General features: G+C 73.6%; 9 protein-coding genes. 6 read left to right on the top strand and 3 right to left on the bottom strand.

The genetic code is table 11. The features are described 5' to 3' along the window. A partial coding sequence (locus ACTIDRAF_RS0214815) for a DEAD/DEAH box helicase (protein ID WP_157163042.1) occupies positions 1-3,082 on the bottom strand: 3,082 nt, incomplete at its 3' end. A gap of 222 nt (positions 3,083-3,304) precedes the next feature. On the opposite strand from ACTIDRAF_RS0214815, the gene ACTIDRAF_RS0214820 reads away from it, so the two are divergent. Together ACTIDRAF_RS0214820 and ACTIDRAF_RS0214825 are read left to right on the top strand one after the other, a co-directional pair. Then, positions 3,305-5,185, top strand: a complete 1,881-nt coding sequence (locus ACTIDRAF_RS0214820; protein ID WP_016699514.1) for an Hsp70 family protein — start codon at positions 3,305-3,307, stop codon at positions 5,183-5,185. Between the two features lie 254 nt (positions 5,186-5,439). Next, positions 5,440-6,708, top strand: coding sequence for an MFS transporter (locus tag ACTIDRAF_RS0214825; protein ID WP_016699515.1), 1,269 nt, complete (start codon positions 5,440-5,442; stop codon positions 6,706-6,708). A 75-nt stretch (positions 6,709-6,783) separates the two neighbouring features. Here the strand turns inward: ACTIDRAF_RS0214825 and ACTIDRAF_RS35320 are convergent, their stop codons facing one another. Beyond that, on the bottom strand, positions 6,784-6,912 hold the full coding sequence (locus ACTIDRAF_RS35320; protein WP_016699516.1) for a hypothetical protein: 129 nt from the start codon (positions 6,910-6,912) through the stop codon (positions 6,784-6,786). A gap of 105 nt (positions 6,913-7,017) precedes the next feature. Between ACTIDRAF_RS35320 and ACTIDRAF_RS0214835 the strand changes: the two genes are divergently transcribed. Continuing rightward, positions 7,018-7,212, top strand: coding sequence for a DUF3046 domain-containing protein (locus tag ACTIDRAF_RS0214835; protein ID WP_016699517.1), 195 nt, complete (start codon positions 7,018-7,020; stop codon positions 7,210-7,212). 16 nt (positions 7,213-7,228) lie between these two features. Here the strand turns inward: ACTIDRAF_RS0214835 and ACTIDRAF_RS0214840 are convergent, their stop codons facing one another. Next, positions 7,229-7,951, bottom strand: a complete 723-nt coding sequence (locus ACTIDRAF_RS0214840; RefSeq protein ID WP_016699518.1) for a DUF4383 domain-containing protein — start codon at positions 7,949-7,951, stop codon at positions 7,229-7,231. A gap of 501 nt (positions 7,952-8,452) precedes the next feature. Here ACTIDRAF_RS0214840 and recA point away from each other — a divergent pair. The 3 genes from recA (at position 8,453) to ACTIDRAF_RS0214860 (ending at position 11,396) form a co-directional block, all read left to right on the top strand. Continuing rightward, positions 8,453-9,496 carry a recombinase RecA gene (gene recA, locus ACTIDRAF_RS0214850; protein ID WP_016699520.1) on the top strand — a complete coding sequence of 348 codons (1,044 nt, stop codon included), beginning with the start codon at positions 8,453-8,455 and terminating at the stop codon, positions 9,494-9,496. Positions 9,497-9,498: 2 nt separating this feature from the next. Beyond that, positions 9,499-10,074: a regulatory protein RecX gene (locus tag ACTIDRAF_RS0214855; RefSeq protein WP_016699521.1), complete on the top strand. Its 576-nt coding sequence runs from the start codon at positions 9,499-9,501 to the stop codon at positions 10,072-10,074. A 629-nt stretch (positions 10,075-10,703) separates the two neighbouring features. Next, a complete protein-coding gene (locus ACTIDRAF_RS0214860) occupies positions 10,704-11,396 on the top strand; it encodes an HAD family hydrolase (RefSeq protein WP_016699522.1) in 693 nt (230 codons plus the stop codon). The last annotated feature ends 23 nt before the right edge of the window (positions 11,397-11,419 follow it).

An 11,419-nucleotide genomic window follows, 5' to 3' on the forward strand; every position in this document is an offset into this window, starting at 1 on the left:
CCTCCAAGGCCCGCAACCACTCGGGCCGGGCGCCCCGCGCGGCGGCCTCCGCCTCCGTCAGATCGCCCAACGCCCGCACCAGGTCGGCGGTCTGTTCGGCACTGGTGACGTGCCGGTCCGGAGCGGTGCGCTGCAACGCCGCCTCGACCTCGGCCAGGACGTCCGGATCCAGCAGCTCCCGAATGGCCTCCGACCCGAGGAGCTCCGCGAGCAGCCCGGAGTCCAGGCTCAAGGCGGCGGCGCGCCGGTCCGCCAGCGGTGCGTCGGTCTCGTACAGGAACATGCCGACGTAACCGAACAGGAGACTGCGGGCGAACGGCGACGCCGAAGGGGTCTCCACCTCCACGACCCGGATCCGCCGGTCGCGCACCCCGGCCAGCAGGTCGGTCAACCCCGGGAGGTCGTAGACGTCCCGCAGGCACTCCCGCATCGTCTCCAGCACCACGGGGAACTGCTCGTACGCCGAGGCGACCCCCAGCAGCTGAGCGGCCCGCTGACGTTGTTGCCACAACGGGGTACGTCGGCGGGGATCGCGGCGCGGCAGCAACAGCGACCGCGCGGCGCACTCCCGGAAACGGGCGGCGAACAGGGCCGAACCACTGACCTCCGCGCGGACCACGTCGTCGATCTCGCCCGGGTCGAACAGGACGTCCTCCGCCGTCGGGGACACCTCCGCGCCCTCGTCGGTGACCGCGTCCACGACGCGCAGCACGATCCCGTCGTCGGAGTGGGCGATCTGCGCGTCGGTCCCGTACCGCTCCCGCAGCCGGGCTCCGATCGCCAGCGCCCAGGGCGCGTTCACCTGACCACCGAAGGGGGAGTGCACCACCAGCTGCCAGTCGCCGAGCTCGGTGCGGAACCGTTCCACGACGACGGTGCGGTCGTCCGGCACGTGCCCGGTGGCCTCCCGCTGTTCGCGGAGGTAGGCGAGCAGGTTGTCCACGGCCCACGCGTCCAGTCCCGCCTCGGCGGCCCGCCGTCTGGCCCCCGCCTCCCCCGCCGCGCCGAGTTCCCGCACGAACGAGCCGATCGCCCGCCCCAGTTCCAGCGGGCGGCCAGGGGTGTCCCCCTTCCAGAACGGCATCCGGGCCGGTTGGCCTGGCGCGGGCACCACGATCACCCGGTCGTGGGTGATGTCCTCCACCCGCCACGCCGAGGTGCCGAGCAGGAAGGTGTCACCCACCCGGGACTCGTAGACCATCTCCTCGTCGAGTTCGCCCACCCGCGACCCGCTGCCGTCCTCGCTGGGCGGGGTGGTGACCGTGAACAGCCCCCGGTCGGGGATGGTGCCGCCGGAGGTCACGGCCAACCTTCCCGCTCCGGGCCGCCCCCGGAGTTCCCCGTGGACGCGGTCCCAGACGATCCGAGGCCGCAGCTCGCCGAACTCCTCGCTCGGGTACCGGCCGGCGAGCATGTCCAACACCGCGTGCAGGGCGGAGTCCGGCAGTGCCGAGAAGGGGGCGGCACGGCGCACCACACCGGCCAGGGCCTCGACAGTCCACGGTTCCATCGCCACCATCGCCACCACCTGCTGGGCCAGCACGTCCAGCGGGTTGCGCGGATACCGCAGGGCCTCGATCAGCCCCGCTCTCATCCGCTCGGCGACCACCGCGCACGAGATCAGGTCCCCCCGGAACTTCGGGAACACCACGCCCTCGGAGACCGCCCCCACCTGGTGGCCGGCCCGCCCCACCCGCTGCATGCCGGACGCGACGCTGGGGGGAGCCTCGACCTGGACGACCAGGTCGACGGCGCCCATGTCGATGCCCAACTCCAACGAGCTGGTGGCCACCACGCACGGCAGTCGACCCGCCTTCAGGTCCTCCTCAACCCCGGCCCGCTGCTCCTTCGACATGGAGCCGTGGTGCGCCCGGGCCACGGTGGGCGGCGCCCCGCCGGTGATCCCGGACGCGCCGACCGCCTCGGCCGGGAACACCGCGCCCGTGGTGCGGGAGTCGTCGGGCGCGCCCGCGTCCGCAGCCCGTTCCGCCGCGAGCTCGTTCAGCCGAGCCGTCAGCCTCTCGGCGAGTCGCCGGGAGTTGGTGAAGACGATCGTCGAACGGTGCGCCTCCACCAGGTCCAGCACCCGTCGTTCGACCGACGGCCAGATGGAGGTGTTCCGCCCGCCGCCCTCGGCCCGGACGTCTCCGGAGCCCGGGTAGTCGGTCCCCAGGCCGGGGAAGTCCTCCCCCGGGTCGGCCTCCCCCACCTCGGGAACGCCTCGGCCCGGGCCGGCGGCTCCCCGGTGCCGGCCGGGCTGGGCGGTGCCACCGCCGTCGAGCTCGGTCATGTCGGCGACCGGCACCTCCACGGTCACCGTGATCCGTTTCGGGTCCTCGGGCGTGACCACCTGGACCGGCCGCCCTCCGGCCAGGAAGGCCGCCACCTCCTCGGTGGGCCGGACGGTGGCGGAGAGGCCGATCCGCTGCGCCGGACCCGGGAGCAGCTCGTCGAGGCGTTCCAGGGACAGCGCCAGGTGGGCCCCGCGCTTCGAACCGGCCAGGGCGTGCACCTCGTCGAGGATGACGGTGGTCACGCCGCGCAGCGGCTCCCGGGCCTGCGAGGTGAGCAGCAGGAACAGCGACTCCGGCGTGGTCACCAGGACATCGGGGGGACGTCGCGCGAAGGCCCGCCGCTCCGAGGAGGGCGTGTCCCCGGTCCGGATGCCCACCCTGATCTCCGGCGGGTCCTGCCCCAACCGGCGGGCCGTCTGCCCGATCCCGGCCAACGGCGTGCGGAGGTTGCGTTCCACGTCCACGGCCAGCGCCTTCAGCGGTGACACGTAGAGCACCCGGCAGGCCGGCGCCGCGTCGGCGGCGCTGGGGGAGGTGGCCAGGGTGTCCAGCGCCCACAGGAAGGCCGCCAAGGTCTTCCCGGACCCCGTCGGGGCGACGACCAGGGTGTGCTCTCCCCGGGAGATCGCCGTCCAGGCCTGCCGCTGGGCCGAGGTCGGGCTGGCGAACGCGGCGCGGAACCAGCCGGCCGTCGCCGGGGAGAAGACCTCCAGCACGTCCGTCCGCCCGTCCGGTTCGCCGCTGGTACCCCGGGTGTTCCCGTTCTCGCCGTCGCGCACGGTGCCCATCCTGACCGACCCGACCGACACCAGCACCCCTGGACCGGGGTGCCGGCGACGGACCCGGCGCCGCGCGCCCGCGGCGGCGAATTCCCGGCCACCGGCCCCGGCGGCCGTTCGTGACATGGCAGCATGAGCCTGGTCCGTCCCCTGGTCGGGTGATGCCGGGGGTGGGCGACCAGACGCGGACCAGCCCGCGCTGGACCGGCCGGAGCCCCGAGGAGAGTCGCAGTGCGTGTCCTGTCCGTGGACCTCGGCACCTCGAACACGGTCGCCGTGCTCTCGGCGCACGGCAGGGAGCCGAGGGTCGTCGAACTCGACGGTTCCGCCACCATGCCCTCCGCCGTGTACGCGGACGAGGACGGCACGCTCGTCGTCGGCCGGGACGCCGAGCGCCGCGCCCGGCTCGACCCGGCCCGGTTCGAACCCAACCCCAAACGGCGGATCGACGAGGGCACCCTCCTGCTGGGCACGACCGTCGTCACCGTCACCGACGCCTTGGCCGCGGTGCTCGGCAGGGTGGCGGAGGAGGCCGCCCGGCAGCTCGGCGGGGACGACCTCGACGAGGTGCGGCTCACGCACCCCGCGCGGTGGGGCGCCACCCGGAGGACGGTGCTGCTCTCCGCGGCCCGCCTCGCGGGCTTCACGTGCCCGCTGGTGCTGGTCCCCGAGCCCGTGGCCGCCGCCGCGCACTTCGCCTCGTTCCCCGGTCGTTCGCTCGCACCCGGACAGGCGCTCGCCGTCTACGACCTGGGGGCGGGGACCTTCGACTGCGCGGTCGTGGCCGCGACCGAGGACGGCTTCGTCGTCCTCGCCGAGAACGGCCTGCCCAACCTCGGGGGCCTGGACGTGGACCAGGTGCTGCTCGACCACGTCGGCAGCCAGGTCTCCCACCAGGAGCCAGGGCGGTGGCAGCGGCTGCTGCGTCCCGAGACGACGTCCGACCGACGGGCCCAGCGCATGCTCCGGGAGGACGTCAGGGCGGCGAAGGAGGCGTTGTCCCGGCACTCCCAGACGGAGGTCCCGCTCCCGGAACCCTTCCCCGACGTCCTCGTCACCCGGGCGGAACTCGACGCCTTGGTGCGGGCGAACCTGCTGCGCAGCGCGACTGTGCTCCGGGACACCGTGACCGCCAGCGGGCACACCGCCGAGGAGCTCGTCGGGATCTACCTGGTCGGAGGGGCCAGCCGCATCCCGCTGGTCGCCACCCTCATCACCGAGCGGACGGGCGTCCTGCCGACCAGCCTGGACCAGCCGGAGACCGCCGTCGCCCTCGGCGCCCGCGACGTGTCCGGTTCCGAGGCCTCCGCCGCCAGCCCCCGCCCTGCCGGGCAGCCGGTCGCGTCCCCACCGGTTCCCCCTCCCGCCAGCACCGGCCTCCCGACCGCTCCCCACCCCGCCCCGGGGCTGGGCCCGCCGACCGGTGGTTTCCCCGCGCCGGCCCTGGCCGGCCCCGTGGGCCCTGGCGGTCCCGGGCACCCCGGACCTCCCGGGCACCACGGGTCACCGCCGCCGCTGGTCCCCCCACGGCCACCGGCACGGCGGCGGGGTGCCGTGCTCCTCGCGCTGGGCGCCGTGGTGGCGGTGGCCGGCGGAGCCACCGCCACCGTCGTCCTCACCCGGGGCGAGGACCTGCCCTCGGCCGCCGACTGCCGCCAGCCCGGCCCCGTGGACGACGACGGTTTCACCGCGTGCATGCGCCAGCTGGCGGGCTCCGTGCCCGACGACCACCCGGGCCGGTGCGAACCCGGGAGCGGAACCGACGACGGCCAACCCGACGGGGTTCTGGTGACCTGCCGGTTCACCGAGGGGACGTGGAGCCACACCCTCGCCTACAACCACGCGCCCTCCGCGGAGGCGGCCGAGGACACCGCCGCCTTCTGGCTCGGCGGCTCCGAGGGGGACCTGGTCCAGGCCCACTGGACGGGCAACGGTCTGCGGGGGCGTTACCGGACCACCGTCGAGGAGTCGGTCGGGCGGCTCGTGTTCACCGTCGACGACCGCCCGCTGGTCGGTGTGCTGCTCACCTCCAGCGCCGACCCGGGGACACTGTCGCCGGACGTGCTCGCCGACTACTTCGAGGACCACGTGCAACCGGGGTTGGAGCCCTGATCCGCCGGCAACGGTTCTCGAACGGCGACGGCCGTGGTCGCTCGGAGTAGCCGCCGCCGCTCCGGATGATCCCTCGGCTGGCCCCACCGCTTCGCACAGCCGGCCGTGTTCGCGGCTCCCGGCCGCTGACACGATCGAGTAGTACCACCTCATCCCAGGGTGTGGTCGGTAGTCGCGTGTCGGTCGACGGCGGGGTGGTGCGGTTCATGAGCTGTCATCAGGGGTTTTCGCTCGGCGGCGACGAAGGAGGAGCCGTGGCCGCCGATCGGCGGATTCTGGTCGTGCTCGTGGTCACCCAGGTCCTCTCCGGAGTCGGGGTCGCCATCGGGGTGACGACGAGCGGCGTCGCCGTGCTCCGACTCGCCGGGTCCGAGGCGTTGGCGGGGCTGGCGCAGGCCACCACCCTGTTGGGGGCCGCGCTCATCGCGCTGCCGCTGGGACGGATGGCGGCCCGGCGGGGACGCCGGTGGTCGCTGTCCGCCGGGTACGCGGTGGGAACGCTCGGCGCGGCGGCGGCCGCGCTCGCCGTCGGGCTGGGCAGTTGGCCGCTCCTGGTCGGAGCGATGTTGCTGCTCGGGGCGGGAACGGCGGCGAACTTCGCCGCCCGCTACGCCGTCGTCGACCCCGGGGGTGCGGCGTCACCCCGCAACGGCGGCCGCCGGCTGTCCGTCATGGTCTTCGCGACGGCGGGTGGTGTGGTGGTGGGACCCAACCTCGCCGTCGTGGGTGAGAACGCTGCCGGCACCGTGGGCCTGCCCGGGGACACCGGACCCTTCCTGCTGGTCGCCACGACCTTCGCCCTGGCGGGACTGGGCGTGTTCCGCTGGCTGCGGCCCGACCCCCTCCCCTCGGTCGCCGACCGCCTCCCCTCGGCGCCCGATCTCCTCCCCGAGGTGGAGGGGCGGGGGAGCGGAGCGGTGCGCGTCAGCTCCCGGCGGGCGGTGGAGTGGGTGACCGAGCTCCGACGGCTGCCCACCGAAGGGCTGTTGGCGTTGGGGGCCGTCGTCGCGGCGCACGGCGCGATGACCGCGATGATGACCATGACCCCGGTGCACCTCTACCACGGTGGTGCCTCGCTCAGCGGTGTCGGCGTGGTGCTGAGCTCCCACTTCCTGGGGATGTACGCGTTCAGCCCGCTCTTCGGGTGGCTGGTGGACCGGCACGGGGCGGTACCGGTGCTCGGGCTGGGAGCGGCGATGCTGGTCGCCGGGGTGGGCCTGTCGGGCATGGCGCCTGACCACGAGGCACCCCAGCTCGCGGCAGGGCTCACCGTGCTCGGGATGGGCTGGTCGGGGCTGTTGGTGTCGGCGTCCCTGGCGTTGACCGAAGCCACGACGCGGGAGCTCCGCCCCCTGCTCCAGGGCCTGTCCGACACCGTGATGAGCATGTCGGGGGTGGCCGGCGCCGTCGTCGCCGGTCTGGTCGTGAGCGCCGCGTCCTTCGCGATGCTCGGCGTCCTCGTCGGGCTCGCCACGCTGCCGCTGCTGGTGGCCGCCGTCGTCGTCTCGTTGCGGCACACCTGAGGGCGGTGGACGCGGCCTCCTCCCGGGCGCCCCACCACCCGGGTGGGGCGTTCCCGGTGGAGTCCTCGGGTGGAGTCAGCGCTTCCGCTGCTGCCACCACCACCGGGCGGCGAGCGTGATCGAGGTGGCGAGCGCCCCGATGAGGAGCAACTGCGTCACCGGAGAGGACAGGCCGGTCGGATCTCCCTGGAACAGTGCCAACACGGCCTCCAGGCTAGCCGGGCCTGGGCGGGACGTCAGATCCGTCGTGTTCGTCCGTTCTCCTCGGGGCCCGGGGGAGGACCGGGGGCCGGCGGTAGCCTGGGCGGGATGAGGCACACGGTCTTCCGGAGGAAGATGGCAGAGGAGTTCGGCCGGATCCGCGCCGAGATGCTGGCCCGCGACCACGTCTTCTCGGCCCTGGGGGGCCGCACCGTCGACGACGCGCTCGAAGCCGGTGTCGACCCCCGGGAGGCGTGGCGAGCGGTGTGCGAGGCCTTCGACGTACCGCCGGAGCGCCGTTGACCTGACCGGTGGCCGGTCAGGCCAGACCGGCCCGGTGGCGTCCCGTGCGGTGCGGGCCGTAGCGGAGCAGCCGCTGCCGTTCGGCCCGTTCGTGTTCGAGGTAGTGCGTGTAGGCCTCCCGCCGGGACTCCTCGGCCCGGTGCCGCGAGTCCTCCCGCACCATGGCCTCCTGTTCGGGCGAGGCGTGGCCGTTGGCCAGGGCGGCTTCGGCCGTGGCGATCTCGTCGATCTGGGCGAGGCGGCGGCGGTCGGCCGCGATCTCGCTCGAGTGGTCGGCGTCCGGCGGTTCGTGGTGGCGGGCGCGGACGTAGGGGTTGTCCTCGGTGAGTCCGCCGCTGAGCCGTCCGTAGAGCCCGAGCGAGAGCAGCAGGATCCCGCAGACGACGCTGAAGAGGACGTTCGGGATCTTGAAGGCCAACAGGTTCAGCGAGGTGTTGAGCACGGCCAGGTTCAGCAGGCCGGACAGCAGGAACAGGGCTCCGATGACCGCCGTGGTGGTGGACGCCGCCGCTCCGCCGCGCACCGCCGCACCGATGAGCACGGCGCCGACCACGAGGGAGATCAGCGACAGCAGCCCGTTGTTGGACAACCCGAGGAAGTCCCGGCCCTCGGTGGTGAACAGCGGGAGCCGGTTCGCCAGGCCGAGGACACCGAACACGATGATCACCGTCCCGACGAGCGCGGCCCCGAGCCGGTACACCTTGCTCAGGGGGTGGTTGGCCGGAAGGTACTGGCTCATTCTCACGGCGGCCTCCTCATGACGTGAGCGGACAGCGCCAGGCAGTGGTGGCTGCTGTCCAGTGTCCGCCCGTCCGGGTGACGACGCATCCCGTGCGGTCGGGCCGTGCGGTCGGGCCGGCGGGCCGGGCGCGGCCGGACGTCCCGGGCGGGTTCGACCGCGGTGTTCGCGGTCGCGATCACACGATGGCGTGTTCCTGTGGTTGATCGAACACCTGTTCGGCTAGGCTGGGTCGCGCTGGTCGGGCTCTCGCCTCCATCCGCAGCCCATCCCGTCCCGGCTGTCGGACCCGGAAGCTAGCGTGGAACCCGCTCGGCCGCCGCTCGGCGTGACGCGGAGCGGAGCCGTCCAGCCGACCACGGACCTCCTGCCCGCCCGACCGGCGGGCAGTGGCGGCGCCGACCCGGGAGCAGGCCAGCCGGAAGCACGAAGGTTGGTTCCGCCGGCCGTGGCACGCCCCAAGACGACCCCACGCACGACTCGACCCGAGGTGGATTCCCGATGGCACCAGCAGCACCCGACAGGGAGAAGGCGCTCGAGCTGGCCCTGGCGCAGATCGACAAGCAGTTCGGCAAGGGGTCGGTGATGCGTCTCGGGGACGAGGGCCGGGCCCCGATGGAGGTCATCCCCACCGGTTCCATCGCCCTCGACGTCGCCCTCGGCATCGGCGGCCTGCCCCGGGGCAGGGTCGTCGAGGTCTACGGCCCGGAGAGTTCCGGTAAGACCACGGTCGCCCTGCACTCGGTGGCCAACGCCCAGCGCGCCGGCGGGGTCGCGGCCTTCATCGACGCCGAACACGCCCTCGACCCCGAGTACGCCAAGGCCCTCGGCGTGGACACCGACTCGCTGCTGGTGTCCCAGCCGGACACCGGGGAGCAGGCGCTGGAGATCGCGGACATGCTGATCCGCTCCGGAGCGCTGGACATCCTGGTCATCGACTCGGTCGCGGCCCTGGTACCCCGTGCCGAGATCGAGGGCGAGATGGGCGACAGCCATGTCGGTCTCCAGGCGCGCCTGATGAGCCAGGCCCTGCGGAAGCTGACCTCCGCCCTGCACACCGCCAAGACCACCGCCATCTTCATCAACCAGCTCCGGGAGAAGGTCGGCGTGATGTTCGGCTCGCCGGAGACCACCACCGGTGGGCGGGCCCTGAAGTTCTACTCCTCGGTGCGGCTGGACGTCCGGCGCATCGAGACCCTCAAGGACGGTTCCGACGCGGTCGGTAACCGCACCCGCGTCAAGGTCGTGAAGAACAAGGTCGCGCCTCCGTTCAAACAGGCCGAGTTCGACATCCTCTACGGGCACGGCATCAGCCGGGAGGGCTCCCTCATCGACATGGGGGTGGAGCACGGCATCCTGCGGAAGTCGGGAGCCTGGTACACCTACGAGGGTGACCAGCTCGGCCAGGGCAAGGAGAACGCCCGCCGGTACCTGCGGGAGAACGGGGACGTCGCCAACGAGCTGGAGAAGCGCATCAAGGAGAAGCTGGGCATCGGCCCCAAACTCGACGACCCTGAGGAAGCCCCCGTCTCGGCTGACTTCTGAGCATGGTTGGTCCCACGGTCGGCGGTCCCGACCCCGCTGACGAACCAGCGGCCGGTCGGGACCCCGGGCTCCCCCCGGACGAGGCCCAGGCGCGGGAACTCTGCCTCCGGCTGCTCACGACCCGTCCGCACAGCAGGGCCGAGCTCAGGAGCCGCCTCCTCCGGCGTGCCGTGCCGGAGGAGGTCGCGGACGCGGTCCTGGACAGGTTCGACGAGGTCGGACTGGTGGACGACGCTGCCTTCGCCGAAGCCTGGGTGCACTCCCGGCACACGCAGCGCGGGCTGGGCCGGCGGGCTCTGCTCAGCGAGTTGCGGCGCAAGGGGGTCAACGCCCAGGTGGCCGCGGAGGCGCTGGACACCGTGGACGGCGAGGCGGAGGAGGAGCGTGCCCGCCAGCTGGTGCGTCGGAAGATGCGTTCCACGGGTGGCGTCGACGCCCAGGCCCGGGTCCGGCGCCTGGTCGGGATGCTGGCCAGGAAGGGCTACTCCCAGGGGCTGGCCTTCCGGGTGGTGCGAGAGGAGCTGGCCGAGGAGGGTGCTGAGGAGGACGTGCTCGACGAGCTGCGCGAACGGTTCTGATCCCCACTCGTCCGGTCCCGGTCGGTGCTCGTGGGTCCTGTCGCGGAGCACGAGGCCCTGACCGGCCGTCGCGAACGCGAGGCGGGTCAGGGCGCGGCCTGGGTGAGCCGGCCAGTTCGACGCGGCGGTCGTCGCTGTCGGAGCCGCCGGTGGGCGATTGGCACCGTGGCGACGGTGGTGGCGAGGTCGACGGCGCGCGAGAACCCCGGTCGAGGGTGGGCGCCGATCCCGGCCGGGCGCCGCTCCTCGTCCGGGCGGCGAGGGGACGACCGCCCGTGTCCTGCTGGGGGCGGTGCGTGCCGATCACCGTCGCCGCCGTGCCGGGCAGCCCCGGGCCCGGCCTCGCGGCCGGAGGAGGTGGGATCGGCTGCCGGTGTCGTGCCTTCCCCCGCGCCGGGCCCACTCCCACCGGGTCCGCCGCCCGGAGGACCGAGGTAGCCGCCGGGAGGGCAGGGCGGCGGCGTTGTGAGACCGGACACCGGAAGCGGCGGGCAGGGTTCGTGGCCTGGCAGTGGCGCCAGCCCGCCCGGTACCGTGCGGCCCGGCGCGCGGAAACGCGGGGGTGCTCGTGCTCGGCCGGCGGGCGCGGTTGGTGATGGAAGCAGGACGACGCCACGAGGAGGGCTGTAGTGACGCGGACGGTGGAGACAACCGCCACCCGACACATCGTGTGGGACTGGAACGGCACCCTGCTCGACGACAACCACGCGGTGATGGCCGGTGTCAACGCGGTCTGCCGGCTCTACGGCCGGGACGAGATCGAACTGGACTACTGGCGGGACGTCTTCTCCCGGCCCCTCCAGGAGTGCTACACGAGGCTGCTCGGCCGCGAGCTGTCGCCGGAGGACTGGGCGGAACTCGACGCTCTCTACCACCGCTCCTACGACGAGCTGCTGCACACCTGCGACCTCAGCGCGGGTGCCCGGGACGTGCTGCGGTCCTGGGGTGAGGCCGGCGGCAGCCAGTCGCTGCTGTCCATGTGGTTCCACACCGACCTGGTCCCGTTGATCACGAAGCTGGGGCTGGTCGACCACTTCCGCCGGGTCGACGGGCTGCGGGACGACGTGGGTGGCGGTTCGAAGGCCGAACACCTCGACCGCCACCTGCGGGAACTCGACCTGTCCCCCTCCGAGGTGGTGCTCGTCGGCGACGTGTTGGACGACGCGGCCGCCGCGGGTCAGGTGGGAACGGGGTGCGTGCTCGTGACCACCGGTATGACGGCGCCCCACCGGCTGCTGGCCACCGGCTACCCGGTCGCCAACTCGCTGGCCGAGGCCGCCGCGCTCGCGCGGACCCCGGGCGTGCGGCTCGTTCCCGCCTGAGCCGGTGGAGAGGCCGGCGGCGC

This window comes from Actinoalloteichus spitiensis RMV-1378 (genome assembly GCF_000239155.1).
In the GTDB taxonomy this organism is placed as follows: domain Bacteria; phylum Actinomycetota; class Actinomycetes; order Mycobacteriales; family Pseudonocardiaceae; genus Actinoalloteichus_B; species Actinoalloteichus_B spitiensis.